The sequence below is a fragment of the Duganella sp. BJB476 genome (genome assembly GCF_003416895.1).
Taxonomy (GTDB): domain Bacteria; phylum Pseudomonadota; class Gammaproteobacteria; order Burkholderiales; family Burkholderiaceae_D; genus Rugamonas.
The window spans coordinates 2,109,575-2,136,119 of record NZ_QVIO01000001.1; the positions used below are offsets into that span (position 1 = coordinate 2,109,575).

22 protein-coding genes and 1 pseudogene are annotated in these 26,545 nt (G+C 63.9%); 10 read left to right on the plus strand and 13 right to left on the minus strand.

Annotation, left to right across the window (positions count from 1 at the left end; translation table 11 throughout):
• Nucleotides 1–7: 7 nt before the first annotated feature.
• Nucleotides 8–1,819 carry a CIA30 family protein gene (locus tag D0T21_RS09230; protein WP_229211400.1) on the minus strand — a complete coding sequence of 604 codons (1,812 nt, stop codon included), beginning with the start codon at nucleotides 1,817–1,819 and terminating at the stop codon, nucleotides 8–10.
• A 165-nt stretch (nucleotides 1,820–1,984) separates the two neighbouring features.
• Between D0T21_RS09230 and torT the strand changes: the two genes are divergently transcribed.
• Nucleotides 1,985–3,136 carry a TMAO reductase system periplasmic protein TorT gene (gene torT / locus D0T21_RS09235; RefSeq protein ID WP_229211401.1) on the plus strand — a complete coding sequence of 384 codons (1,152 nt, stop codon included), beginning with the start codon at nucleotides 1,985–1,987 and terminating at the stop codon, nucleotides 3,134–3,136.
• Here the strand turns inward: torT and D0T21_RS09240 are convergent, their stop codons facing one another.
• Entirely contained in the window at nucleotides 3,137–6,667 is a 3,531-nt protein-coding gene (locus D0T21_RS09240) for an indolepyruvate ferredoxin oxidoreductase family protein (RefSeq protein ID WP_116991026.1), read from the minus strand.
• A gap of 118 nt (nucleotides 6,668–6,785) precedes the next feature.
• Here D0T21_RS09240 and D0T21_RS09245 point away from each other — a divergent pair, with 118 nt between their 5' ends.
• Both D0T21_RS09245 and D0T21_RS09250 read left to right on the plus strand, forming a co-directional pair.
• The gene (locus D0T21_RS09245; protein WP_116991027.1) at nucleotides 6,786–7,253 is read left to right on the plus strand and encodes an Lrp/AsnC family transcriptional regulator; all 468 of its coding nucleotides are present in this window, start codon (nucleotides 6,786–6,788) and stop codon (nucleotides 7,251–7,253) included.
• Between the two features lie 94 nt (nucleotides 7,254–7,347).
• Complete coding sequence (locus tag D0T21_RS09250) at nucleotides 7,348–8,187, plus strand: universal stress protein (RefSeq protein WP_116991028.1); 840 nt, start codon at nucleotides 7,348–7,350, stop codon at nucleotides 8,185–8,187.
• Here the strand turns inward: D0T21_RS09250 and fnr are convergent.
• The 5 genes from fnr to D0T21_RS09275 all read right to left on the minus strand — a co-directional run bounded on the left by fnr (nucleotide 8,184) and on the right by D0T21_RS09275 (nucleotide 13,193).
• The gene (fnr, locus tag D0T21_RS09255; RefSeq protein ID WP_301546325.1) at nucleotides 8,184–8,984 is read right to left on the minus strand and encodes a fumarate/nitrate reduction transcriptional regulator Fnr; all 801 of its coding nucleotides are present in this window, start codon (nucleotides 8,982–8,984) and stop codon (nucleotides 8,184–8,186) included. The two genes, D0T21_RS09250 and fnr, sit on opposite strands and share 4 nt — an antisense overlap.
• Nucleotides 8,985–9,138: 154 nt before the next feature.
• Complete coding sequence (locus D0T21_RS09260) at nucleotides 9,139–9,777, minus strand: response regulator transcription factor (RefSeq protein WP_116991030.1); 639 nt, start codon at nucleotides 9,775–9,777, stop codon at nucleotides 9,139–9,141.
• The gene (locus D0T21_RS09265) at nucleotides 9,767–11,251 is read right to left on the minus strand and encodes a response regulator (protein WP_116991031.1); all 1,485 of its coding nucleotides are present in this window, start codon (nucleotides 11,249–11,251) and stop codon (nucleotides 9,767–9,769) included. Before D0T21_RS09265 ends, D0T21_RS09260 begins: the two co-directional genes overlap by 11 nt.
• Nucleotides 11,248–11,661 carry a response regulator gene (locus D0T21_RS09270; RefSeq protein ID WP_116991032.1) on the minus strand — a complete coding sequence of 138 codons (414 nt, stop codon included), beginning with the start codon at nucleotides 11,659–11,661 and terminating at the stop codon, nucleotides 11,248–11,250. The genes D0T21_RS09265 and D0T21_RS09270 overlap by 4 nt, the downstream gene beginning before the upstream one ends.
• The gene (locus D0T21_RS09275) at nucleotides 11,658–13,193 is read right to left on the minus strand and encodes a PAS domain S-box protein (RefSeq protein WP_229211402.1); all 1,536 of its coding nucleotides are present in this window, start codon (nucleotides 13,191–13,193) and stop codon (nucleotides 11,658–11,660) included. Before D0T21_RS09275 ends, D0T21_RS09270 begins: the two co-directional genes overlap by 4 nt.
• 178 nt (nucleotides 13,194–13,371) lie before the next feature.
• On the opposite strand from D0T21_RS09275, the gene D0T21_RS09280 reads away from it, so the two are divergent.
• Both D0T21_RS09280 and D0T21_RS09290 read left to right on the plus strand, forming a co-directional pair.
• A complete protein-coding gene (locus tag D0T21_RS09280; RefSeq protein WP_116991034.1) occupies nucleotides 13,372–13,773 on the plus strand; it encodes a TraR/DksA family transcriptional regulator in 402 nt (133 codons plus the stop codon).
• A 260-nt stretch (nucleotides 13,774–14,033) separates the two neighbouring features.
• On the plus strand, nucleotides 14,034–14,780 hold the full coding sequence (locus D0T21_RS09290; protein ID WP_147328060.1) for a hypothetical protein: 747 nt from the start codon (nucleotides 14,034–14,036) through the stop codon (nucleotides 14,778–14,780).
• 7 nt (nucleotides 14,781–14,787) lie between these two features.
• Here D0T21_RS09290 and oxlT read toward each other — a convergent pair whose 3' ends face one another.
• On the minus strand, nucleotides 14,788–16,089 hold the full coding sequence (oxlT, locus tag D0T21_RS09295; protein WP_116991037.1) for an oxalate/formate MFS antiporter: 1,302 nt from the start codon (nucleotides 16,087–16,089) through the stop codon (nucleotides 14,788–14,790).
• A gap of 209 nt (nucleotides 16,090–16,298) precedes the next feature.
• Between oxlT and D0T21_RS09300 the strand changes: the two genes are divergently transcribed.
• The 3 genes from D0T21_RS09300 to D0T21_RS31610 all read left to right on the plus strand — a co-directional run bounded on the left by D0T21_RS09300 (nucleotide 16,299) and on the right by D0T21_RS31610 (nucleotide 19,143).
• Nucleotides 16,299–17,309 (plus strand): 2-dehydropantoate 2-reductase, encoded by a 1,011-nt coding sequence (locus D0T21_RS09300; RefSeq protein WP_116991038.1) that lies wholly within the window; start codon nucleotides 16,299–16,301, stop codon nucleotides 17,307–17,309.
• Nucleotides 17,310–17,344: 35 nt separating this feature from the next.
• A complete protein-coding gene (locus D0T21_RS09305) occupies nucleotides 17,345–18,877 on the plus strand; it encodes an acyl--CoA ligase (RefSeq protein ID WP_116991039.1) in 1,533 nt (510 codons plus the stop codon).
• A gap of 74 nt (nucleotides 18,878–18,951) precedes the next feature.
• The gene (locus D0T21_RS31610; RefSeq protein ID WP_116991040.1) at nucleotides 18,952–19,143 is read left to right on the plus strand and encodes a hypothetical protein; all 192 of its coding nucleotides are present in this window, start codon (nucleotides 18,952–18,954) and stop codon (nucleotides 19,141–19,143) included.
• A 10-nt stretch (nucleotides 19,144–19,153) separates the two neighbouring features.
• On the opposite strand, the gene D0T21_RS09310 is transcribed toward D0T21_RS31610, so the two are convergent.
• Nucleotides 19,154–19,918, minus strand: coding sequence for an ABC transporter substrate-binding protein (locus tag D0T21_RS09310; RefSeq protein ID WP_116991041.1), 765 nt, complete (start codon nucleotides 19,916–19,918; stop codon nucleotides 19,154–19,156).
• Between the two features lie 202 nt (nucleotides 19,919–20,120).
• Between D0T21_RS09310 and D0T21_RS09315 the strand changes: the two genes are divergently transcribed.
• On the plus strand, nucleotides 20,121–22,124 hold the full coding sequence (locus tag D0T21_RS09315; RefSeq protein WP_116991042.1) for a hypothetical protein: 2,004 nt from the start codon (nucleotides 20,121–20,123) through the stop codon (nucleotides 22,122–22,124).
• A 232-nt stretch (nucleotides 22,125–22,356) separates the two neighbouring features.
• On the opposite strand, the pseudogene D0T21_RS32395 reads toward D0T21_RS09315, so the two are convergent.
• A pseudogene (locus D0T21_RS32395) lies at nucleotides 22,357–22,494 on the minus strand (D-serine ammonia-lyase); the annotation flags it as partial.
• 180 nt (nucleotides 22,495–22,674) lie between these two features.
• Between D0T21_RS32395 and D0T21_RS09325 the strand changes: the two are divergent.
• A complete protein-coding gene (locus tag D0T21_RS09325) occupies nucleotides 22,675–23,625 on the plus strand; it encodes a hypothetical protein (protein ID WP_147328061.1) in 951 nt (316 codons plus the stop codon).
• Nucleotides 23,626–24,679: 1,054 nt separating this feature from the next.
• Here the strand turns inward: D0T21_RS09325 and D0T21_RS31615 are convergent.
• The 3 genes from D0T21_RS31615 to D0T21_RS09340 form a co-directional block, all read right to left on the minus strand.
• Nucleotides 24,680–25,117: a hypothetical protein gene (locus tag D0T21_RS31615; RefSeq protein WP_147328062.1), complete on the minus strand. Its 438-nt coding sequence runs from the start codon at nucleotides 25,115–25,117 to the stop codon at nucleotides 24,680–24,682.
• 63 nt (nucleotides 25,118–25,180) lie between these two features.
• Complete coding sequence (locus tag D0T21_RS09335; RefSeq protein WP_116991044.1) at nucleotides 25,181–25,846, minus strand: hypothetical protein; 666 nt, start codon at nucleotides 25,844–25,846, stop codon at nucleotides 25,181–25,183.
• A gap of 85 nt (nucleotides 25,847–25,931) precedes the next feature.
• On the minus strand, nucleotides 25,932–26,267 hold the full coding sequence (locus D0T21_RS09340) for a hypothetical protein (RefSeq protein ID WP_116991045.1): 336 nt from the start codon (nucleotides 26,265–26,267) through the stop codon (nucleotides 25,932–25,934).
• Nucleotides 26,268–26,545: the final 278 nt, after the last annotated feature.

A 26,545-nucleotide genomic window follows, 5' to 3' on the forward strand; every position in this document is an offset into this window, starting at 1 on the left:
TCGCTTATTACTCGTTCACCAGCCGCACATCGGCGATCTGGAACTGGTACTCGCCCAACTTCGGCCCAGCGTTGAACGCTATCATGGTCACGGCGCCAAAGTCTATGCCCTTGAAGCCATCGAACGGCAGCGCCACCTCTTTCCACTCACCCGAGGTCTCGAAGGCCTGGTTGACCGGGATCTGCACGCCGCTCGACAGGATGCCGACGTTGTAACGCTGGCCATCGCCCTTGACGCGGAAGCGCAGCACCTTGGCGCCGCGCAGGTCGGCCGGCTGCATCATCTGCGCGCCGGGCATGAAGGCCAGTCCGGCCCACGGATAGGCAAAGCCGGGTTGCACTTTCGCGTTCACCGCCAGCGGACGCAGGCCGTCCGCGCCGGCGTCCTGCACCTTCAGTTCGACGCTGGATTTGCCGCCGACGAATTGGTCGGTGGACGGCACCCAACCGATGCCGATCGGGCTGGCCAGTTTGTCGGCCGAGAACTGGCTGATGCGGCCACCGGCCGGCAGCTCCAGCGGCGGCTGCGTGCGCGGCGCCAGCTCCTGCGCCACCGTCGCCAGCTGGGCCTTGCGCAGCGGGCTGACGGCGTCGCCGTCCTTCCACACTTCGACGATGTGGTGCAGCGCGCCGACGTCGCTGCCGGCGTCGCCCTGCACCAGCAGCAGGTTGGCCTTGTAGCCCTTGGCGATGCGGCCGCGGTCGGCCAGCTTGAAGGCGCGCGCCGGCGCCGACGTGGCGGCGGCCAGTGCCTGCTGCGGCGTCAGGCCGGCCTGCACCAGCGAGCGCAGTTCGTGCAGCAGGCTGATGCCGTACTGGGTGCCGGAGTTGCCGGCGTCGGTGCCGGCCAGCAGTGGCGCGCCCGCCTTGTTCAATGCGGCCACCACCTGGTTCGGCGCCGCCATCCGCACGGCATTGACTTGCTGGCCGTAGGTGACCTTCAGTGGCGCGACCTGCTCCTTGGTGAGCAAGGCGGCCAGGCCGGCGTCGCCCAGCACGTCATCCTCGCGCATGCCGGCGATGCTCTCCAACACGCTCATGGTCGGGATCACGAAGGCGCGCTTCTGCTGCACCAGCTTGACGAAGCCGGCCAGCTCCGCATCGCTCAGGCGCTCGCCGTTGAACAGGTGGGCCAGGCCGTCGGCGCCCGCCTCCAGCGCGGCGCGGGCGTCGGCCAGGCTGCTGATGTGGACCACCGCCAGCTTGCCGCGCGCGTGCGCCGCATCAATCACCGCCTTCACGGTCGGCAGGTCCAGCGTCTTCATCGGATGGCCCGGATAGCCCGGCTCCATCACGATCTTGATGAAATACGAGCCCTCGGCGATGCGGGCGTCGACGAAGGCCTGGGCGTCCTCGGGCCGTGTCAGCGTCGGTATCGCCATGCCGTATTCTGTGCCATGGCCGCCCGGCGCGGTGACCAGGGTGCCGGCCGAATACATGTCGGCCTGGCCGTGGTTGTCGTTGCTGCGCATTTTGGCGCTGACCTGCTGCATCGCCTCCACGCCGGTGAACATGTCGATCTGCGTGGTCACGCCGAACATCAGCGGCAGCTCGAAGAAGCGGTAGGCATGGACGTGGGCGTCGATCAGGCCGGGCAGCAGCGTGCGGCCGGCGCCGTCGACGATGTGGGCGCCGGCCGGCGCGCTGCCGCGGAAGTCGGCGTCGGCGATCTTGTCGTCCTTGACCAGCACCGAGCGCTTGGCGTGCATCTGCTCGCCGTCGAACACGCGGGCGTCGCGTATCAGCCAGGTATCGGCCAGCGCCGGGATGGACAGGCCGAGGCCACAGGCAAACAGCATCTTCGAAAGTACAGGGTTCATTGAAGTCTCCGGGTTGGTATGACGACAGTGTGCCGCGATGCCGGCTGGCCGGCCAGAAGCAAATGACACAACTTTGAGATGACAATTGTCATATCCCCCGCAGCCCTGCCGATGCGGTTAGAATTGTACTAAACAAGTCACATCCGATACGGAAGAAAACACCGCATGTTGAATTCTCGCTTACGAACATTGACCTGTCTGGGTGCGCTGGGCGTGTGCATGGCGGCGGTCGCGGTGGCCGCGCCGGCGGCGCCGGCAGCCAAATTCGCGCCGGTGCCGGTGGTTTCGATCTTCCGCCCGCTGCAAGCCAACGGCTCGGCCGACGACGCGCTGGCCAGCGGCCGCGTGGTGCCCGGCAGTTATGCGATGACTTCCAAGGCCAGCAAGCACTGGCGCATCGCCTTCCTGTTCCCGCACCTGAAAGACCCGTATTGGGCCGGATGCAGCTATGGCGTCATCAGCGAAGCGCACCGGCTGGGCATCGCCGTCGACATCCTGCCCGCCACCGGCTACGACGACCTGAAAGGCCAGTTGCAGCAGATGGACGCGGCCATCGCCGCCAAGTACGACGCCATCGTCATCTCGCCGATCGGCATGACGGCCAATAACAACTCGATCGCCAAGGCGCGCGCCGCCGGCATACCGGTGTTCGAACTGGCCAATGACAGCCGCAGCGACGACCTGACCATCAAGGTCACCACCTCGCTGCGCGCCATGGGCATGGAAGCGACCCGCTGGATGGTGCGCGACGCCCAGCAGCGCGGCCTGAAGTCGATCAACATCGGCCTGCTGCCCGGCCCGATGGGCGCGGGCTGGGTCAAGGGAGAAGTCGATGGCACGCGCATCGCCGCGGCGGAAGCGAAGATAGCGGTCAACATCATCGACATCCGCTACGGCGACAGCGACCGCAAGGTGCAAACGCAGCTGGCCACGCAGATGTTGGCCAAGCACGGCGCCAAGCTCGATTACCTGCTGGGCTGCACCGGCTGCGCGCCGGCCGCGGTGCAACCGGTCAAGGCGGCCGGCTTGAACGGCAAGCTGCGCGTGGTGGCCTACGACCTGACCGACGAAATCGCCGGCATGATCCGCAGCGGCGACATCGCCGCCGCCGCCGACACCAAGGGCGTAAGCCAGGCGCGGGTGGCGATCAACGCCGCCGTCAATCTGCTGGAGGGACGCAGCAAGGATCTGCCGCACACCATCCTGATCAACCTCGGACTGGTCGACCAGCAGAACTTCGCCAGCTATCCCTTCGATACCTCGATCGCACCGGAAGGCTACAAGGTCGTGTTGTCCTACGACCCCGCCAAGAACTGATCAGGCCTGCCGCTTCAGTTCCACCACGCGGGCGGCGCGGAAGCGGGCCGCCAGCTCGGTCCACTGCGCGTCCGCCTGGTCCAGCGCCGCCAGCTTCACGTGGCCGTAGCCGCGCACCTGGTCCGGCAACCGCGCCAGCTTCAACGCGGCCTCCTTGTTGTCGGCCTTCAGGCTGGCCGCCAGTTCGGCGGCGAACGCCAGGTAGCGGTCGCGCAGCGCGCGCTCGCGCTTGCGCTCCTGCGTGTAGCCGAAGACGTCGAGCGGCGTGCCGCGCAGCGATTTGAACCTGGCCAGCACGCCGAAGGCCGGCATCATCCAGCCGCCGAAGCGCATCTTGACCGGCACATCGGAGCCCGGCTTGCGGCGCGCCAGCAGCGGCGGTGCCAGATGGAAGGCCAGCTTGTAGTCGCCGTCGAACTGCGCGGCGATCTGCGCGCGGAAGGCCGGATCGGCATGCAGGCGCGCCACTTCGTACTCGTCCTTGTAGGCCATGACCTTGAAAAGATTGCGCGCCACGGCCTTGCTCAGCTGCTTGCGCGAGCCGCTGCCTTCCAGCGCGATCTCGCGCTGCTCGACTGCGGCCACCGCGTCCGCATACTGGCGCGCGTAGGCGGCGTTCTGGTAGCTGGTCAGCCAGTCGACGCGGAAGGCCACGATGTCGGCCAGCGACTTCGGCGCGGCGAACTGGATCACTTGCTGCGACGGCTGCACCAGGCGGTCCAGCGCGGCGCGGTCGGCGGCGGCCAGGCGGCCCAGCGTGAAGGCGCGCTTGTTCATGTCGATGGCGACGGCGTTCAGTTCTATCGCCCGCATCAGCGCCTCCAGGCCCACCGGCACCAGCCCCAGTTGCCAGGCAAAACCCATCAACAGGATATTGCCGCCGATCGGGTCGCCGAGGAAGCGCTGCGCGGTTTCCTGTGCGTCCAGTTGCAGCACATTGGCCGCGCCGGCCGATGCGGCCAGCTTCTCCAGCAGGCCGGCCTTGTTGATCGAGGCGTCGCGCTCGCGGGTGAAATCGGCGGTCGGGATTTCACGCTCATTGGCCACCACCTTGGTGTGCCCTTCGCGCATCACCGACAGGCTGTCCGGCATGGCAGCCACCACCAGGTCGCAGGCGAACACCGCGTCGGCCTGGCGCAGGTCGATGCGCACCTGGTTCAGGCGCGACGGCGACGACGCCACCCGCACATGCGACAGCACCGCGCCGCCCTTCTGCGCAAAGCCCATGAAGTCCAGGGTTGACGCGCCCTTGCCTTCCAGGTGCGCCGCCATCGAGATCAAGGCGCCCACCGTGACGATGCCGGTGCCGCCGACGCCGGCCACCAGGATCTCGAACGGTTTGGCCAACGCATGGCGCGGCGGCGTTGGATAGTCGGCCAGCGCCCGTTCCAGGTCGGCCAACGACAGCTTCACACTTTCCGGCTTGCGCAGCGCGCCGCCCAGCACCGAGACAAAGCTCGGGCAGAAGCCTTCGACGCAGGAGTAGTCCTTGTTGCAGGACGACTGCTCGATCTGGCGCTTGCGGCCCAGTTCCGTCTCCAGCGGCAGGATGGACAGGCAGTTCGACTGCACGCCGCAATCGCCGCAGCCTTCGCACACGGCAGGGTTGACCACCATGCGGCGCGCCGGGTCGGGGAAGACCACCTTGTCCGGCTTGTTCTTCTTGCGGCGGCGGCGCTTCTCGGCGGCGCAGGTCTGGTCGTACACCAGCACCGTCACGCCGGCGATCTCGCGCAGCATGCGCTGCATCGCATCGAGTTCGGTGCGATGGTGCACCGTCACGCCGTCCGGCAAGGTCACGCCCTGGTAGTTTTCCGGCGCGTCGGTCACCACCACGACTTTCTTCGCGCCTTCGCTGCAGACCTGCTGCACGATTTGCGGCACCGACAGGCTGCCGTCCACCGGCTGCCCACCGGTCATCGCCACAGCGTCGTTGTAGAGGATCTTGTAGGTGATGTTGGTGCGGGCCGCAATCGCCTGCCGTATCGCCAGCGATCCCGAATGATAGTAGGTGCCGTCGCCCAGGTTCTGGAACACGTGCGGCTCGCCGACGAAGCGCGAGGAGCCGACCCAGGCGACGCCCTCGCCGCCCATCTGCGCCAGGTAGTTGGTGTCGCGCTTCATCCACGTCGCCATGAAGTGGCAGCCGATGCCGGCCAGCGCGCGGCTGCCTTCCGGCACGCGGGTGGAGGTGTTGTGCGGGCAGCCGGAGCAGAAATACGGCGTGCGTTTGACGCCATCGGCGCCGTTCGACAGCAGCTCGGCGGCGCAGAACTCGGGCAGCATGCGCGCCAGGTCCAGCTGCGCGAACTTCGGCGCCAGCCAGCGCACCAGCGCCGGCGCGATGCGCGACGGCCGCAGCTCGCCCAGTGCCGACAGCAGCTCGTGGCCGTCGCGGTCGGTCTTGCCGATGACCGTGGGGCGCTGATCCGAAGGCAGGTTGTAGAACAGGTTCTTGACCTGCTGCTCGATGACGGCGCCCTTCTCCTCCACCACCAGGATCTCGCTCAAGCCGGCGGCAAACGCCGACAGGCGGGTGCGCTCCAGCGGATAGGTCAGGCCTGGCTTGTACAGGCGCACGCCCAGTTGCTCCAGCCGGGCCAAAGGCAACTCCATGCGCTCCAGCGCCTCCAGCAAATCGAGGTAGGCCTTGCCGGCGCTGATGATGCCGATGGTGGCGCGCGGCGCCGGCACCACCAGCCGGTCGATGGAATTGGCGCGGGCGAAGGCCTGCACCGCCTCCAGCTTGGCGGCGGCGCGCTGCTCCAGCGCCAGGCCTGGCAGGTCCGGCCAGCGGTTGTGCAGGCCGTCCGGCGGCGCCACGTAATCGGTCGGCGTGACGTACTGCGGCAGCGGCGGCAGCTCGACCACCGCGCCGCCCTCCACCGTTTCCGAGATGGCCTTGAAGCCGCTCCACGCGCCCGAATAGCGCGACATGGCCCAGCCGTACAGGCCGAATTCCATGTACTCCTGAATATTGGCCGGATTAATCACCGGCATGCTCCAGGCGATCAGCGCCTGCTCGCTCTGGTGCGGCATCGACGACGACACGCAGCCGTGGTCGTCGCCCAGGATCACCAGCACGCCGCCGGTCGGCGACGAGCCGTAGACGTGGCCGTGTTTGAGGGCGTCGCCGGCGCGGTCCACGCCCGGCCCTTTGCCGTACCACATGGCGAACACGCCGTCGACTTTGCGCGTCGGGTCGGCCTCGACCTGCTGCGAGCCCATGACGGCGGTCGCGCCCAGTTCTTCGTTAATCGCCGGCAGGAATTCGATGTGGTGGCCTTGCAGCAGGTCCTTGGCGCGCCACAGTTCCTGGTCCACGGCGCCCAGCGGCGAGCCGCGGTAGCCGCTGACGAAACCGGCGGTGTTGAGCTGCCGCGCCTCATCGCTGAGCTTTTGCATGCACAGCAGGCGCACCAGCGCCTGGGTGCCGGTCAGGAATACGCGGCCTTCGGCGCGGGTCAGGTTGTCGTCCAGCGCATAGTGGGGATCGGCCAAAAATGGTACAGGCAGGGTCAGGGTATTCATTGTCTCGTCTATATTTTTTTGATGAGAAAGGATATGTCCCCATAGCCGAAAAATTATTTCTATCTGGTCGCTCCAGAGCGCTAAAATGGCAAAAATCCTCCCCAAAACGAGCAAATTAATGAAAAACGTGTCTATAGACCCAGCTTCGCTGAAAATCCTCGCCGAATTGCAGAAAAACGGCAGGATCTCGTCCAACGAGCTGGCGGAGAAGATCGGCATGTCGGCCAGCCCGTGCTGGCGCCGCCAAAAGGAGTTGGAGGACAACGGCTACATCGTCCGCTACACGGCGCTGGTGGACCGCCGCAAGCTGGGGTTGTCCGTGGTGTGCCTGCTGCACATTTCGCTGCTGCGGCATGCGGAAGGCGTGGTCGAGCAGTTCGAGGCGGCGATGCGCCTGCGGCCGGAAGTGGTGGAGTGTTACGAGACCACGGGCAGTTCGGACTACATGGTCAAGGTGATCGTGGCCGACATGGACGCCTACCACGATTTTTTGCACAACGTGCTGGTCAAGCTGAACGGCGTATCCCAGGTCAACACCAGCGTGGCGCTGCGCGAAGTGAAGTACGAGACGGCGCTGCCTTTGTAGGCTGACTGGCCCGCGCTTGATCTGAATCAATCAAATTTCACATTCAACTCCCTACGATGGATGCATATGCAGTAGCACCCATCACGGAGGCAGCATGTCCTACAAAACGATACTCGTGCACGCCGACGGCTCGCCCCAGGCGGCGCAACGCATCCGGCTGGCGGCCCAGCTGGCGCTGGCGCATGAGGCCCATCTGATCGGCGCCGCCATGACCGGCCTGTCGCGTCATGCCTTGCCCGATGGCTCGATTGCCCCCATCGGCGCGCCCTTCCCCTTCGACCTGCGCCTGCTACGCACCCGCGCCGACGCCGCGCTGAGCCAGTTCGCCGATTGCGCCAGCCGCATGGGCTTGCCTTCCTTCGAGACCCGCCTGGTCGACGACGCGGCGGACGACGGCCTGATCCTGCAAAGCCCCTATGCCGACCTGCTGGTGCTGGGCCAGGGCGCCCCGGAGAACGATCCGCACGCGCTGCTGAACCGGCTGCCGCAGGACGTCATGTTCCAGTGCGCCCGCGCGCTGCTGATCGTGCCCCACAATGGCCGCTTCGAGCAGGTCGGAGAACATGTGCTGGTCGGCTGGGACGGCAGCGTGGCGGCCATCCGCGCCTTGACGGCCGCGCTGCCGCAGCTGCGGCGCGCGGCGCGCGTCACGCTGGCGGTCAGCCCATCGCAGGACAGCCAAGGTCGGCAGACCGAGCTGCCTGGCGTCGAGATGGCCCGCTATCTGGCCAGGCATGACGTGCGCGTCACGGTGAGCGAGCTGGACGGCGGACGGCAGGCCGGCGCGGCGCTGCTGGAGATGGCGTCCGAGGTGGGCGCGGACATGCTGGTCATGGGCGGCTACGGCCACTGGCGCGTGCGGGAATGGATGCTGGGCGGCGCCACCCGCAGCGTCCTGCGCGGGATGACGCTGCCGGTGCTCATGGCGCACTAGGCGTTGGCGGCCTGCATGAAGATGGGAGCGCGGGCCGGCGCGGCGACGGCCGGCGCGATGCCGGTGGCCAGCGACTCCAGGTGGGCGTGGTCGAGGATGCGCAGTTCGCGCTTGTCGACCGCGATCCAGCCGCTGGCGCGGAAGCGCGACAGCAGGCGGCTGATGCTTTCGATGGTCAGGCCCAGGTAGTCGCCGATATCCTCGCGCGACATGCGCAACTGGAAGCTGCTGGGCGAGTAGCCGCGCGCCGCATAACGGCTCGACAGGTTCAGCAGGAAGGTGGCGAAGCGCTGCTCGGCGCGCATATTCCCGAGGAAGAGCATGGCGTTTTGCTCGCGCATGATTTCCTGGCTCATGATGCGATGGAAATGGCGCAGCAGCTGCGGTACTTCGGCAAACAATTCCTGCAGACGGGCGAATGGTATCTCGCACACCTCGCTGTCCTCCAGCGCCACCACGCCGCAAGCGTGCTGGCCGTTGCCGATGGCGTCCATGCCCAGCAGTTCGCCCGCCATCTGGAAACCGGTGATCTGCTGCTGGCCGCTGTGGTTGACGCGCGAGGTCTTGAAGTGGCCGAAGCGCACCGCGTACAGGCTGTGGAACGGCTGCTCCATGCGGCACAGGTTCTCGTCGCGCTCGACCCGGCGGCGACGGCCGATGATCTTGTCCAGCCGGCCGATCTCGCTGTCGCTGAGCCCCTGCGGCAGGCACAGGTTCTTGAAGCCGCACATCGCGCATTTGCTCTGGCCTGCGCCCGCTGCGCCGCCGGATGCGGCAAGTTGTAGATTCGTCGTCATGTCCATGCTCCCTGTTGTGCTGTCCGTCGCATCGCAGCGATGGATTCGGTATGGGATCAGTATCGACGATGGCGGGCGCGCTGCGCATCGGGCTTCGCGGCCCTGTCGTGTAGGGGGCGGCCGACAAAATCCTGTAGGGGATCCCCTACAACGCCTAGATCAGCCCGTGTTCCAGGGCGTAGCGGGTCAGTTCGGCATTGCTATCGAGTCCCATTTTCTCCAGGATGCGGGAACGGTAGGTGGTCACCGTATTGGGGCTGAGGTGCAGGGTTTCGCCGATGCGCACCAGCGATTCGCCGGCCGCGATCAGCTTCAGCACCTCCAGCTCGCGATTGGACAAGGCCTCGTGGCCGGCGTTGCCGCCGCCGCCGATCAGGCTGGCCAGCTTCTCCAGCAAGGCCGGGCTGACGTGCTTGCCGCCCGAGGCGGCCTTGCGCACCGCCGCCACCAGCGTGGTGGTCGGGGCGTCCTTGATCAGGTAGCCGGCCGCGCCCAGCTTGAGCGCGCGCACCGCGTAGATGTCTTCCGAATAGGTGCTCAGCATCAGCACGGCCAGCTTGGGCCGCTCGCTGCGCAGCTGCTTGAGCAGCTCCAGGCCGTTCTTGCCGGGCATGGTGATGTCGAGCAGCGCCACGTCGAACTCCTGGGCCAGGACCAGTTGCAGCGCCTCCTGCGCGTTGCAGGCCTCGCCATCGACGCGGATATCGTCGGCCGAGCTCAGCATCAAACGCACGCCGTTGCGCGCGATCGCGTGGTCGTCGACCAGCAGCACGCGGATGGGATTAGTACTCATGTTGTTCGTCCAATGGCAGGCGCAGCAGCAGGGTCGTGCCCTGGCCGGGCAGGCCGGTAATTTTCAATTCGCCGTCGAAATGACGGCAGCGTTCATGCATGCCGAGGATGCCCCAGCTCTCGCGGTTCAGCAGGCGCTCGGCCGCTATGCCCTGGCCATCGTCGCTGATGCGCAATTCCAGCACGCCGTCGGCATAGTCGACCTGCAGCGCGGCGTTGCTGGCGCCGGCGTGGCGCACCACATTGGTCAAGGCTTCCTGCGCGATGCGGAACAGCATGGTGCTGCGCCCGGCGTCCAGCTCCAGCTCGCCGGCGGCGGCCGCAACCGTGCACTGGCAATGCAGGCCCGAGCGGCGCTCGACCTGTTCGGCATACCACTCCAGCGCGGCCCACACGCCCAGCTGGTCCAGCACGCTGGGCCGCAGGTCGGTGATCACGCGGCGCACCGTATCGATCGCGTCCTGCGCCAGTCCGGCGGCCTCGGCCAGCAGCGGTTCGGCCGGCGCGGCGGCGGCCTCGGCGCGCTCGATGCTGACCGCGATATAGGCCTTGATGCCGGTCAGCAGGCCGCCCAGCTCGTCATGGATTTCCTGGGCGATGCGCTTGCGTTCGTTTTCCTTGATCTGCTCCTGGTGCGCCGACAGGCTGCGCAGCGCTTGCTGCGACGCCAGCAAGGCCTGCTCGCCCAGCTTGGTCTGGGTGATGTCGATCATGATGCCCTGCATGAACAGCGGCTGGCCCTGCTCGTCGCGCACCAGTTCGGCCTGGTCGCGCAGCCACAGCGCACGGCCGTCGCGCGCGTGCAAGCGGTACTCCAGGTGCAGCGGGCTGCCGTCGCGGCGGCTCGCTTGCAGCGCCGCCAGCGTCGCCTCGCGCTGTTCCGGGTCCATCAGGCGGCCGTGCAGCGCGGCGTCGGCCAGCCATTCGGCGGCGCTGTAGCCCAGCAGGCCGATTTGCGGACTGATGTAGCGCAGCGCGCCGTCCAGCTCGGCGATGTAGCTGATCGCCTGCATCTGCTCGACCAGGGTACGGAACTGGGCTTCGACCTGGCGCTTGTCGTCCAACAACTGCTGTTCGCGCAGCATGCGGTGGATCGCGCCCGGCAGGAATTCCAGGTAGTAGCCGTCGACGTCCTTGACCAGGTAGTCGCGCGCGCCGCGCCGCATGGCCTCGGCCGCGACGGCGGCGCTGTCGGCGCCGGTCAGCATCATCACCGGAATGCCCTGCGCGGCGCCGTCCTCGTTCAGGTGGGCCAGGAACTCCAGCCCGGTCAGGTCGGGCAGATGGTAGTCGAGCAGGATGCAGTCGGGACGCTCGCTGCGCGCCAGTTCCAGGCCCTGCTCGCCGCTGTCGGCTTCCAGCAGTTCGAAGGCTGCATCGGCGGCGGCAACGGCGGCGGCCGCGAAGGCGCGCCGGCAGGCCATGCGGTCGACCGCGTCGTCCTCGACGATCAACACGCGCAGAGGGGTACTCACGGCATCTCGCTGATGGTCCAGTACAGGTCGATCGAGCGCATCATCTCGACGAAGCGGCGGTAGTCGACCGGCTTGGCCATGTAGCCGGCCACGCCCAGGTCGAAGCTGCGCACCTTGTCCTGCTGTTCCTCGGACGTGGTCAGCACCACCACCGGAATCCGGCGCAGCGACGCGTCGAGCTTGATCTGCTGCAGGAACTCGATGCCGTTCATCACCGGCATATTCAAGTCCAGCAGGATGATGCAGGGCCGATCCTGCGCCGGATCGCGCAGGTAGGCCAGCGCCGCCTCGCCGTGCTCCATGCTGACCACCGCGTTGCCGACATGGATTTCCTTCAGCGCGCGCTTGATGGTCATGATGTCGACGTGGTCGTCCTCGACCAGCAGGATGGGTTTGTTACTGACTTTCATGCAATGCTTCCTGTTCTGGATAAATGGGCGGCGGACTTGGGCAGCGTGAACCAGAAGGTGCAGCCCTGCCCCATCTGCGATTCGAGCCAGATGCGTCCCTGATACATTTCAACGATTTTCTTGGCCAGCGCCAGGCCGACGCCGGTGCTCTCGACCCGGTCGCGCGAGGCCAGCGTCTGGAACAGCTGGAAGATGCGCTCGAAATGGCGGGTCTCGATGCCGGGGCCGTTGTCGCGCACGCTGAAGCGCCAGTGGCTGCCGTCGTCCTCGCAGCCGATGTCGATCACGCCGTCGACCTTGTCCATGTACTTGATGGCGTTGGAGATCAGGTTGTGGAACACTTGCTGGATGCGGGTCGGCTCGATCAGCACCGTCGGCAGCGCCGGCGCCACCGTGATGCGGAACTGCGGCGGCGGCGCCAGCAGGTCCACCACGTCCGCCAACAACTGGTTCAGGTCGACCGCCGACTGCGCCTCGCGCACCCGGCCCACGCGCGAGTATTGCAGGATGCCGTCGATCAGGCTGCTCATCCGGTGCACCCGGTTGATCAGCAGCCGCATGTGCTCCTTGCCCTCGTCGTTGAACTGCTCGGCGTAGTCGGTGGCCAGCCAGTCGGCCAGCGAGCCGATGCCGCGCAGCGGCGCCTTCAGGTCGTGCGACACCACGTAGGCGAAGTTGGTCAATTCCTCGTTGGCGCTGGAAATTTCCTGCATCAGGCGGCGGTTGTGCTCCTCCGCCCGCTTGCGTTCGGAAATGTCGCGCACCATGCCGGTGAACATGCGGCGCGCGCCCAGCTGCATCTCCACCACCGACAGTTCCATCGGGAACACGCTGCCATCCTTGCGCAAGCCTTCCACCTCGCGGCCCTTGCCGATGATACGTTTCTCGCCGGTGTCGCGGTAGTGCGCCAGGTAGCCGTCGTGCAGCTTGCGGTGCGGCTGCGGCATCAGCATCGAGACGTTGTGGCCCGCCACTTCGGCCTCGGCATAGCCGAACAGGCGTTCGGCGGCCGGGTTCAGCCGCTCCAGCCCGCCCTGCTCGTCGATGGTGAGGATGGCGTCGACGGCGGTCTCGAAGATGGCGCGCATGCGCGCCTCGCTTTCCTGCAGCGCCTGCTGGGCCAGCTTGCGTTCGGTGACGTCGCGCACCGTGGCCAGCACCAGCGGCAAGCCGTGCGAGGTGCGCAGCGGCGACAGGCTGACCTCGACGCCGAACTCGTGGCCGTCGCGGTGCCGCCCGAACAGCTCGGCGCCCGCGCCCATCGCGCGCGCGCGCGGCTGCTCAAAAAAATCGGCCCGGTGGCCGACGTGGGCGGCGTGGAAGCGGGCCGGCACCAGCGCCTCCAGCGCCAGCCCCAGCATCTCGCCGGAGCCGTAGCCGAACATGCTCTCCAGCGCCGGATTGGCCAGCACGATGCTGCCGGCCTGGTCGACGATCAGCATGGCGTCGGTGGCCGACGCCAGCAGCCATTCCAGGCTCAAGCCTTCAATCCCGAGATTTTTCAACGACGCGTCCTGTAAAACGATGCCCATTCGGCATCCAGACCCAAATCATACGATTGAATGCCCCGGAACACAAAAAAAAATGCCAGATCGGCAAGCCGCTCGCCACGTCCGGCCTGACGGCCCCTGACCGCAGTATTCTTGGGCATTTTGATCTGGATCAACGGGCACTACAGACGGCGCGCGGGCATGGCCTTACAGTGAGGCCATGAATCCGTCCCTCCCACCCGAACCGGCAGCGCTGGCCGCCCGCCTGCATCACCAGCACGCCGAGCTGGCCGCCCAACTGCGCCGGCGCCTGGCGTCGGCGCCGCCGCCGCTGGCATCCCTCCTTCTCGACGGCAAGGCGACGCTGGACGACCCGGCCGTGATCCGCCAGCTGCCACACTGTGACCTGACGCGGCTGGCGGACGAGTTGGCCGCCCTGCGCAGCCTCGACGCCGCTTGCGCGCGCCTGGCCGCCGGCAGCTATGGCCGCTGCGTGGGCTGCGGCGCGCCGATCGCGCCGGAGCGCTTGCGGGTTCAGCCGACTGCACAGAACTGCTTGTCTTGCCAGGAGGCGCTCGAACAGCGGCTGCCTGCGGCTGGCACCAGGTACCAGCCGAGCTGACGACGAATTTCTTCCGGCGGCGGCGGTGGCTCCGGCGTCGCCTGCGCACGATGCGCCAGGTAGGCGCGGACGGTTTCTTTTGAGGGATGCGTGGTGCAGGTCATATGCATCGCCGGCGGTTGGGCCGACGCCTCGGTAAAAATCAGATATACCGTTTATACGCATGCCGGCGCACACGGTTTCACGGATCTTGAGCGACTTAGCTATTGCAATCAGCCGGGAGTAGAATGAGGGCAAAGCACGCCTTCAATGGACCGACCGTGAGATCTGCAGCCATATTGATGCTTTGCCTGGGCCTGATGCAGGCGAATGTCGCCACCGCGCGCGAAACGATATTGCTTGCCCATCCCTATCCCAAGGAAACCAGCTACGCCCCGCGCGTGCTGACGCTGATTTGCGCGGACGCTTTCGATCAGCTGGGCAAGGATGTCGACGTGCGCCTCTATCCGCCCTTGCGCGGCGCCATCGAGGCCGGGGCCGGCAAGATCGACGGTGAAGTCGGACGGGCGTATGCCTACGGCGACAACCACCCGAATCTGATCCGGGTGGGCGAACCGCTGGTGTCGTTCCGGGTGACGGCCTTCACCCGCATACCGGGGTTGAAGATAAGCGGCTGGGATAGCCTGAAAGGCACCTCATACCGGGTGCAGTACCGCAGCGGCTATACCACCTTCAAGACGCGGCTCGAACAGATCCTGCCGTCGAGCCAGGTCTCCTCCGTGGTGGACAGCCAGCTGGGCTTGCAAAACGTCGCGCTCGGCCGTACCGACATCTTTGTCGACCTCGAAGAATTTGGCGAGCTTCAACTGGCCCGGCTGCAAAACCGCTACGGCGATGTCTACAACGCCGGCCTGGTGCAGGACACGCCGGTCTACATCTACCTGCACAAGCGGCATGCGGCGCTGGTGCCGCGCCTGGCGGAAATCGTGGCCAGGATGAAGGCCAGCGGCGCCATCAACCGGCACATCGCCACCGCCCTCGGCGAAGAGCGCGGCGCCGTTCCTTGACCCAGCTTCAGGCGCGCGCCTGCGCGGCCCGCAGCCCTGGCTGCGCAGGCTGCAAATTGCTCATGCGCGAACGCAATGGCTTCAGCACCAGCAGCGCCATGACGGCGGCCAGCGCGTTCATGCCGGCTGCGACGTAGAACACCGTGTGCCAACTGCCGGTGGCCGCCGTGATCAGGCTGCTGAACGGCACCAGCAAGGCGGCCGTGCCCTTGGCCGTGTACAGCAGGCCGGCGTTGGTGGTGGCGTAGCGGCCGCCGAAGGTGTCGCCGCAGGTCGAGGGAAACAGGCTGTAGATCTCGCCCCAGCCAAAAAACACCAGGCCGGTCAGCACCACGAACCAGAACGGATCGCTGCCGAATTTGCTCAACAGCAGAATGCCGCACGCCTCCAGGCCGAAGGCGATGAACATGGTATTTTCACGCCCGATATGGTCGGACACCCAGCCGAAGAACGGCCGCGTCAGGCCATTGAAGATACGGTCCAGCGACAAGGCGAACGTCAGCGCCGGCAAGGTCAGTCCCAGTATCGACACCGGCAGTTCGGCGATCTTGAAGTCCTTGGCGATGGGCGCCAGCTGCGCCGTCGCCACCAGGCCACCGACCGCCATCAACACGAACATCAGGTACATGACCCAGAACACCGGCGTCCTGATCATCTCGGTCCAGCGCATCTCGACCGTCGTCTGCGCCAGCCTGGCGGCCGCGCGCGCCGGCGCCGCCTGCGGCGCCTTGAGCAGGAAGGCGATGGCGAACACCACCAGTCCCTGGCCCAGGCCGAAATACAGGAAGGCGCTCTGATAGCCGCTGGCCTTGATCACGGCCGAGATCGGAATGATGGTCAGCGCCGAGCCCATGCCGAAGCCGGCCGCCGTCAGGCCGGCGGCAAAGCCGCGCCGGTCCGGGAACCATTTCAGCGCGTTGCCCACGCAAGTGCCGTAGACCGCGCCGGCGCCCACGCCGCCCACGGCCGCCGCGGCGTACAGCAGCGGCAGGCTGTCGGCCACCGAGTTCATCACCCAGCCCAGCGCCACCAGCACGCCGCCGGCCATCACCACGATGCGCGGACCGAAACGGTCGACCAGATAGCCCTCCACCGGCACCAGCCAGGTTTCGGTGACGACGAAGATGGTGAACGCGACCTGGATCGCCGCCTTGCCCCAATGGTATTTCTGATCCAGCGGCAGCACGAACAGGGTCCAGCCGTATTGCAGGTTGGCGATCATCGCCATGCAGACGACGCCGAGGATGAGTTGCAGCCAGCGCCGCGGCGCCGGTGGCGCCGGATTGCGCACTTGAGTCAGAGTAGTCATGCTTCCATATCCTTGTGGGGCGGAGAGGTCGATGCCGGCTCTTGGCGCGGCAGCGGTGGATGAACCGGAAGGCGGACTTCCGGGCAGTGGCATCCGAGATATCTTAAATACAATATGTATAAATTGCAATAAGTTGCAAGAAAAACACACTCCGCGTTAGAATCCCTGTCACGCGGCGCCGCCGATCAATCAGGGATGCAGAGAAAACGATGAAGATATGCGTGGTGGGAGCCGGCGCCATCGGCGGTTTGCTGGCCGTCAAGCTGGCGCACAGCGGCCATGAAGTCAGCGTGGTGGTGCGCGGCGCCAATCTGAGCGCGGTGCGCGCGCACGGCATGCGGCTGCGGCTGCAGGACGGCAGCGAATTGTGCGCGAAGGTGCAGGCCAGCGACCGCATCGGCGAGCTCGGCGCGCAGGACGTGGTGATCCTCGCCATGAAGGCGCACCAGCTGCCGGCCGTCGCGGCCGAGATCCCGCTGCTGCTGGGACCGGACACCGTGATCGTCACCGCCCAGAACGGCGTGCCGTGGTGGTATTTCCACAAACACGGCGGCGCGCACGAGGGACAGCGGGTCGAGGCGGTCGATCCCGGCGGCGTGGTGTCGGCCGCGCTGCCGGTCGAGCGCATCATCGGCTGCATCGTCTATCCCGCCTGCGACATGCTGGAACCGGGCGTGATCCGCCACATCGAGGGCAACCGCTTTTCGCTGGGAGAACTGGACGGCGCATCGACCCCGCGCATCCGCGCCCTGGCCGACGCCATGCGCGCGGCCGGCTTCAAGACGCCGATCAGTTCCGACATCCGTTCCGAACTGTGGATCAAGCTGTGGGGCAACCTGAGCTTCAACCCGATCAGCGCGCTCAGCCACGCGACCCTGGCCGACATCTGCGCCTACGCCCCCAGCCGCGAACTGGCGGCCAATATGATGCGCGAGGCGCAAAGCATAGGCGAGCAACTGGGCGTCAACTTCAAGGTGTCGCTGGAACAGCGCATCGACGGCGCCGCGGCGGTCGGCCAGCACAAGACTTCGATGTTGCAGGATCTGGAGGCGGGCCGCCCGCTGGAGCTGGCGGCCCTGGTCGGCAGCGTGCTCGACATGGCGCGCCTGACCGGCACCCCCACCCCCACCATCAACGCCGTGTACGCGCTGGCCTCGCTGCTGGCGCGTACCGTCCAGGCACAGCAGGGCAGCCTGCGCATCGCCAGCCCCGGCGTTTAAGCCCCCTTCCACGCAAGCCCACCCAGAAAGCCACCATGCCAGCTTTGACCACGCTCTCCGAACTGCTCCTGACCGGCGCCGACGACGCCACCGCCATCCATGCGCCAGGCGCCCAGCCACTCAGCTATCGCGCCCTGCGCCAGCAGGTGGCGCAAGCCGTGGCCACGCTCAATCAGCTCGGCATCGGCCGCCGCGACCGCGTGGCGATCGTGCTGCCGAACGGCCCGGCGATGGCGACCGCCTTCATCAGCGTGGCCGCCGCAGCCTGCGCGGCGCCGCTCAATCCCGCCTATCGCGCCGACGAGTTCGAATTTTATCTGAGCGATCTGCAAGCGAAGGCGCTGATCGTCGAACACGGCAGCCAGTCGGCGGCGCTGGCGGTAGCCGCCAAACTGGGCATCCCGGTGCTGGAATTGCTGCCCGCCGAGGCCGGCGCAGGCGCCTTCAGCCTGCGCGCGGCGGCCGGCACGACCACCGCATCGCCGCCGGCGCCAGCCAGCGCGCCCGCCGACGACGACCTGGCCTTGATCCTGCACACCTCGGGCACCACCTCGCGGCCGAAAATCGTGCCGCTGACCCAGGCCAATATCTGCGCCTCGGCCGGCAATGTGGGCGCCACGCTGCAATTGACGGCGCGCGACATCGGCCTGAACATCATGCCCTTGTTCCACATCCACGGCCTGATCGCCGGCCTGCTGGCGCCGCTGGCCGCCGGCGGCGCCGTCTTCTGCACGCCCGGCTTCAACGCGCTGAAGTTCTTCGCGTGGATGCAGGAGGCGCGGCCGAGCTGGTACACGGCGGTGCCGACCATGCACCAGACCATCCTGTCGCGCGCGGCGCAGAACCAGGCCGTCATTGCCGCCCATCCGCTGCGCTTCCTGCGCTCGTCGTCGGCGTCCATGCCGCCGCAGGTGATCGCCGGACTGGAGTCGGCGTTCGGCGCGCCGCTGATCGAGGCCTACGGCATGACGGAGGCGGCGCACCAGATGGCCAGCAATCCCCTGCCGCCGGCGCTGCGCGTGCCGGGCTCGGTGGGCCTGGCGGCCGGCCCGCAGGTCGCCATCATGGACCAGCAAGGCCAGCTGCTGCCGGCCGGCGCCACCGGCGAGATCGTCATCCAGGGCGGCAACGTCACCGCCGGCTACGAGAACAACCCCAAGGCCAACGCGGAAGCCTATGTGGGCCGCTGGTTCCGCACCGGCGACCAGGGCGTGATGGACGAGCAAGGCTATCTGCGCATCACCGGTCGCCTGAAGGAAATCATCAGCCGTGGCGGCGAAAAAATCTCGCCGCGCGAAGTCGACGAAATCCTGATGGACCATCCGGCGGTCCAGCAAGTCGTCACCTTCGGCATTCCGCACGACAAGCTGGGCGAGGACGTCGGCGCGGCCGTGGTACTGCACCCCGGACAGGCGATCAGCGAGAAGGAACTACGCGAGTTCGTCGCGATCCGCCTGGCCGATTTCAAGGTGCCGCGCAAGATACTGTTCCTCGACGAGATCCCCAAGGGCGCGACCGGCAAGCTGCAACGCATCGGCCTGGCGCAAAAGCTCGGGCTGGCTGGCTGAGCGGCTCGGCTCCAATGGCGCGACACGTTTTTTAATTATGTAATAACGTTTCCGTTTTGCCTTGGGAGTAAAGCATGAATGGAGACCAACGTCGCAACAATGTGATCAGCTCGGTCGTGGAGCACGGCATCTGGCTGGCCAACTCGAAGGGGTCGGCCATCGCCTGGACGTATATGCAGGCCTATCATGTGCCGCTCGAAGCGATACGCCGCGTGCTGGCCTACCCGGAAACACGCCGGCAGCGGCCTGCCTTCTGCGTGCGCTAGCGTTGCGCCGCTAGCGGTACTTGGCCAAAATCCTGTCCAGCACGCCCGCATTGAGCAAGCGCGTTTGCGCGTTGCTCAAGTCCCGCAGCGTCACGCTGCTGTATTTGGGGCGCGCGCAATACATGGCAAAGCGGCTGACCACAACCGGAGTGAGGCGCAGTTTTTTAAGCGTCGGATCGCTCTTCTGTTGATACTCGAAGTCCAAGCTGCGCATGACCATGAAGTCGGTACGGCCGGCCACTTGCTTGAGCACCGAGGACGTCTCGTTGATCGCATCGTCCCGCTTGGCGCGGCCATCGGCGAACAAGGGCTCCAGGCTGCGGTAGCTGTAGCCGAGCACAGTGCCGATGCGCGCGCCGGACAACTCATCCAGGCTGTCCAGGGGCTTGCCGTTCACCGGGCCGACCAGGCGTTCCTCGACCTCGAAAAACGGCGCCGGCCAGTCATACTGCTCCATCTGTTCGCTGGTGAGCCAGTCCGGACTGACGAAGCAGCGCAAATCCACCAACTTTTGGACCACGGCCATGTCCTGGCGCTTGCGGGGCAACAGCAGGTAGGCCGGCGTCCGGCCGAGTTCCTTGGCCAACGCATCCTGCCAATCCTTGGTGATGCCGTCTGCCAACAGCAAGTGCGCATTCGGGCCCTGCACCACCAGGCCAAACGGCATGGTGCGGTTCTCCAGCATGAGAAACCGGACCGGCTGCGCGGCATGCGCGCGCAGCATCGCCAAGGCGAGCAAACAGAAGAAGCCGATCAGAAATTTACATCCACGCATTGAGAACCTGCCCGCCGATTGAGGTATGTGCCGCCAACACACATTATCAACGTCAGTCGCCATGCTCCAGTAGAGATATGCGGAAAATGTTCCGCAAATGCCACATTAATTTTGCAGCGATACCGCCCGCAGCCTGAATCTCGCCGGCAGTTTAGTGAATTTCGCAATTGCGAACTCATGGTGTTCATTGCACAATGTTGAAATGCGACACAAGACATTCCTCCATCACGCGGCCCTGCTGGCCGCCGTGCTGGCCACCTCAGGGGCGGCCGGCGCCGCCACGGCGACGCCGCCGCAATCGTTCACCCCGGACTACTTCGCGCAGTTTCAGGCCAGCACGGCGATGGACATGGTGGCCCGCCTGCCCGGCTTTGTCTTCGATGGCGGGAATGCGTCGCGCGGCGTGGCCGGCAACGTACTCATCAACGGAAAGCGCCCCACTTCCAAAACAGAGCCGCTCGGCGACGTGCTGGGCCGCATCCCGGTGGCGGGCGTCGAGCGCATCGAGGTGATCAATGGCGGCGCGGGCGGCATCGATATGCAGGGCTACCCGACCGTGGCCAACCTCCTGCTCAAACAGATGGACCTGGTTTCCGCCACCACCAGCGTTTCCAGTTATCTGACGCCGGACGGCATCCAGCAGCCCTCGCTGGATGGCAGCTACAGCCTGAAACATGGGGACAAGAGCATCAACGTCACGCTGGCCAGGAACCGCTCACCGGACATGTCGCAAGGACAGGGACGCCGGACCACGCTGTATGCCGCCGCCACCCCGGCCGCCGAGGTGACCATAGCGGGCGCCGGCATGGCCGGAAACCAGACGATGAAGCTGAGTTATGGCCAGGATCTGCTGAACGGCCAACTGACCTGGAACAGCACAGTCAATCCCTGGACTTACCAGTCGCAGGCCCGGTACGACGCCGGAACGCGCTCGTCGAGCAGCAACGACAATGCCGGACGCACGCTGGAACAGGGCCTGGCCTACACGCGCGACCTGGCGAACGGCGCCAGCATGGACCTCAAGGCGCTGCACCGGACATCCGAGCAGACCGCCGAATCGACGTTTGCGGCGGGCGGCAACCCATCGTACTCGGTCGCCAATGCCACGGCCGGCGAGCAGGTCGTGGCGGGGCAGCTCAGTTGGCGAGTGCTGGACGGGGTCACGATACGTGGCGGCTTTGAGCGCACCGTCAACACCAATGACAACAGCAACACCTATCAGGCCAACGCCGGCGCCGCCGTGTCGCCGACCGGCAGCGCCTGGGTGCAGGAATCGCGCGTTGAAGGCCAGCTGTCATCGGCATGGCAGGTCGACAGCTCGCTGAGCGCCGAGGCCGGCCTGAAAATCGAACACTCCAGCTTGCGCGTGGGCGCCGACCAGCCGGAGGCCAAGGCCTATGTCTATCCCAAGCCGCGGCTGCGGCTATCGTTGTCGCCAAGCTCGTCGCTGCTGCTGCGCTTGCGCATGGAGCGCGAGGTCAGCCAGCTGAACTTTGGCGATTCCGCAGGATATTTCGGCATCGCCGACAAAACGCTCAGGGCCGACTTGCCCGACCTGGTGCCAGCCAAGACCTTGCTGTGCGAAGGCGCGGTCGAATACCGCTTCGGGGAACGGGGTTCGGCTGTGTTGAGCTACACGCAATCGCACATCAGCGACCTGCTCGACCGCATGCCGATCCGTACAGCGAACGCAAGCTACGACGCTGCCGGCAATATCGGCGACGCCAGCGCCGACAGCGTCTCCGGCTCGCTCACCCTGCCCACCGACAGCTGGTCCCTGCCGCAGGGATTGCTCAAGTTGTCGATGACCAGGCGCTCCTCGTCCGTCACCGATCCCACCACGCTGGAGACGCGCGCGCTGTCCGGCGAGCAGCCGCTGGCATGGAGGGTCGAGTTTTCGCAGGACTTGCCGCGGCAGAGAACCGCCTGGGGACTGTCCATTGACAATGGCTGGAGCAACGACAGCTGGCAGGTTGCAGAACACGACACCAGCAATGGCACGGGCTGGGCCCGCGCGTTCCTCAACTACCGTCCGGCGTCGAACCTGATGGTGACGCTGGAACTGAACAACCTCGCCGGGCGCGTCATCACCAATGACCGAACCCACTATGCCGGCGACAGGCTGGCAGGAGCCATCGACGTCGTCGAGCACAACGTGACCCGCACCCAGCCGTTCGCCATGCTGCGGGTTCGCCGGGACTGGTAAGCCGCCGCAACATCGATCGGTCCAGGACTCCGGCGAAATAAACCGTCGCATATACCTTGAAATCGCATCCGTCTGCGCCCGCGAAGTGGCAGCGCGCGATGCAGGTCCCGGCTTCGGGGTTGATCTGCCGTACATCGAGCCATAAAGGCTTTAACATCGCGCAGATCAGCACGGATCACTTTGTTTGAAAACGGCGTTGCTCTTCCACAGGCACCAGCGCCCCCGTTGTCCTATAGACATGCAGGCCAAACAGGGCCTTGAGGCCAAACGTAATGCCGCCGGGCGCGCCGCCGACACCGCAGTGCAAGTAGTCAAGAAGCGCATGATCTGCATCAACGTTCCGCCCTGCTTTCGCTAACTGTGCGGCGAGAAAAGATCAAGGCCAGATTAATATAAGCATTTGATATTAAAAGAATTTTCCTCCAACAGGACAACTTGTTAGTTTGCTGGCGGGATTTATTTTCGCTCCGCCCTCTCTGCCTTGCTAGTACTCCGCAATGCTAAGATCTGTGCTTTTCACTTTTGCCTTATTCCTCGGCCAATCAGCAGTATGAATTTCACATCTTATGCGGCGACCAGTCTAGCGGCCATATCGGGGGCCATGCTGGCGTTCCTAGCGGTTCCCAAACTCGCCGACGAGGTCTTTGGCGCCGGACCAACCGCGCAAAGGCTGGCGACGGCCGCAAAACAATTCGACCTAAAACCCTCGTTCTCCAAAGCGTATGTCGCCGCCACTTATTGGTCAGACTCGGTCTATGGGCCGAAGCTATTTTCCTGGCGGGCGCTATTCGTATCCGTCGGCGTATCTCTAACTTGGCTGGCGATTCTTGCTATCGCTGCCTTATGCGCCGACGGAAAACGTGCTTGGATGCTCAATCCAGTTTTCGCCGGAGCGGTCGTCAGGCAGTTCTGGTATTTTTTCGGCATAGGCCTTGTCATCGACTTCATTTCCGTCAGCATGACCAGAGCCCTGTTGCTGTTCGCAGTTGATAAGGGTAGCGTGGCGAAAGCGCTTGCCCTTGTTCTCGATCTCGTGGGCTCCGCCGTCTTGTTTTACGCATTGTATGGCCTGGCGAAGTATGCCGTTTACGGCGGCGGCTCGCAGAACTTCTCGGCGACGGACTTCGGGCGTTCGGTTTCCAACTGGTTTGACTCGCTCTACAATCTGCAACTGATCAGCAAATTCCTTCATGACGCGACCTTAGTACCAGACGGCTTGGGCAATTTTCAAATCCTGAATGGCGAAACCGAGATTGTCTATGCGTTCCCAGAGGGAATGATATTTTGCGCCAGCTTGCTGACCACGTTTTGGATTGCGGTTCACATCGCTGCGTATTGGTTTCTCAAGGGCGCTTCGCAGATTTCGGCAGCCGCCCAAGCCCTCATCAAAGAAGCCTCACTTTCCACCAAGCCATTCCTATCGATATCGACAATCGCGTGTATCTTGGTCCTTATCCCATGCTGGCTTGTCAGCTTGGCGGTTTGGCCATACTTTCGATAGCGCAGCCGATCGGGGTCACTTCAGAAAATGACTCGCGCTGAATGCAGGCCAGTTGAGCAAAGAGCTGTCAGGGCAATGGCGGCACCACGCTCACGACTTCGGTTATGCGATTCCTCAGAAACAAAAAACGCCATAAACCCCTGATTTACAAGGCTTTATGGCGTTTCATGATCTTTATCAAAAAATGGACTGGTGCTCCGAGCTGGAATCGAACTCCCCATATTTTCAACGGGTTAGCGCGCGGATGCGTAAATTTGCGTAAAGCCGACGCCCGGCCCCAAACACTCTTTGCGGTTCTGTGGGCCGTCCCTGTGCAAACGATCTTACCCACTCGAACATCAATTGAACTTATACGTGATTGATTTTTAACTGCTTTAGTAGAATGTACGCGCCCACTACCATCAAAAATACCATCAGAAGGCATTGGCCAAAGTCATGCCAAGGTCACTCGTTCACCACGTTCGTTTACACAATGGCGAATCCCGTCTATTACTTTAAATTTTCATATGTCCGTCTAGCGCCCGTGATGACCCCATCTAGGCCTTACGCTTAGGGAAAACATCGGCAACCACCGTCAGCGCAACAAATAGGCAGCAAAGTCTCGCGAACGGTAAAACACATGCCCCCTACGCTTCTGGCGGCACTAGTGCCCGTCATACACACCGACACAGACCATAGAGTTACCCGCGCCCTGTTCACAGTAAGATTTCTTCAACTCATTGTACGTTTGCGCGCCAATTTGACTCTCTATGATTGACCCGCCTTTTACGACAACAGGCCCCTGAAGAGATGCTATACGTACCAAGTGGCACGGGTCAGCCGGCAATGCAAATCTATGCCGAAGGTTGGGTCAAAAGCTCATGCAAATCAACAATTCGGACTCAGAAATTGGCCTTTCTGAACCCAGTGACCACTCAGTGGCTTTTGTAATGTGTAGATCGTAACCCATAGCCGTACACGGAAAAATAAAAAGGAGAAGAACGGAGTATCGATCAAGAAGTGACTTCATAGTTTTCGTGTGACATTTTCAAATGCTCCGACCGCTTTATGGCCGCTACCAGCACTCCGTGTCAGCCGTTGCAGGGTCGAATGTACTATCACGAACTTCTAGCACAAGCTCGTAAGGTGCTGTTGGTGCGAATGCGGCGCGAAGAAAAATGCAATCGCCAACAGATGCGGAACTTAGGCAAATGTCCATAGTATCAGCCAGCTCCGCTATCTCTTTCAATGGTCCGGCAATCCAATGGTCGGTGATTTCCGAATGCTGCCATGTTCCAAGTTCAAGATACATGTACGGCCCGAAGTGTTCATGCTCCGACACTAATTCATTTTCAAGCTTTCCTGCATACGCCCGCATGGCGGCAGAAAATCGTCTAAGACCTATCTTGGAACCTTGGAGCCGCCATTCTTTAGCCTCATCGTTTCGTTCGTAAAAGAACCCGAGCTCACGCCATTCGCGCTGTGTGCTTTCATTGATTTTTGTTGAAGGCATTTCTGCTCCGAAGAGGTTACAACTTTTCATGTCCGTCTAGGTCTGCTTCTGGCCGTCAGCGGCTTACGGCCGCCACGGCTCGAACTGCCCGCTGCTGTCTACTGACGTAAGCACAAACTGCTGCCGCCAATCCACCAATATCAGTCCATGCTGCCGATTCAGCTTTAAAAATGCATTTGACAGCAACATATCGTCGGCCCCCTGCAATGAAACTCCGAGCACGGTGATTTTCCCATTCACTTGCAGGCCATAAAGGTACGCATTTTTACCCAGTTCTAGGCTGTAGCCATGCCGTACCTGCCCGAGAGGCTGTGAAGAGGTGGTTAAGATTGGCGCAGAAAGGATCTTGACGTCCAACTCATGCCCCAAATCGGCCGAGGACAATCCTATCGAAATGCGGCTAATCTCTCGTCTGTAGATCTGCTTCCATTCGTACTGAGTGCGGTTATCTGCTTCGAATGACTTGAGTTCTTTCAGACGGTTTTGAATTTCGGGAAGACGGGCCGGTGGGAAAAACTCCAGTTGTGCCCAATCATCTTCATGAAACTGCGGGGCGCCATTGAAACTGCTCTCGGTCGGCATATCAAATTCGATTGAATCCATAGCGATGGTCGGCATGGAAAATCGAATCGATTCAGCGGGCACACTTACCACCTTAGGTGGCTCTGCTTCTGCATGAGCTGATGTACCGCCTAGAGCCCCAAGAATTGCTGCAAATATCTTTTTCATTTATTTCCGATTTCGTTTTTTCTTCTCAAATGTCACCTGCTCAACGGCCGCTCCTGGCCGATAGCGAACGAGGTTAAAGCAGCGCTCAGCGAAAAACGCCAACCACGTTATAGACAAACCCGCCGAACATCAGAGCCATCGACAACCACATTGCTGGCAGCAGGCGAGGAGGAAACAACTTGGCGTAGGCATTGCGCTCCGCGCTGTCGTCGAGACGGACCGGCATACGCGCAACGCGGAAGAAGTCGCCGTAGGGGACGAAGGCCCAGATGCAGCAATATAGGCCCAGGCCAGCGCGCATCAGGGCGTGGCCCAGCTGGCCGCCCAGAACCAAAAATACGGCATTGGCGACCAGTGCGATACCGACAATGGAAGCGGCTACGGAAACAAGGGTCGCACGGTTCGGTTGAAATCGCATCATCTTTACTTTCAATGGTTCTACGAGCAGAGCCACATGATAGCGCCGCGAACAAAGAAAACATACTCTTCAATTCTCACACGTCACCGTTCAATTTTCAGCGTTCAAAGACGATGTGGACGTATATGCATGCGATTGTAGGTCCGCTCTTGGCTGTGGATTCAATCGGTCAACGCAACACATCGGTCAAATCGTTGAGCCGGTGTCTGGTAGTCGAGCGTCTTCCTAGGGCGTTCGTTCAACCTTCTGGCAACTTCGTCTAGTTTATCCTGCGAATAGGT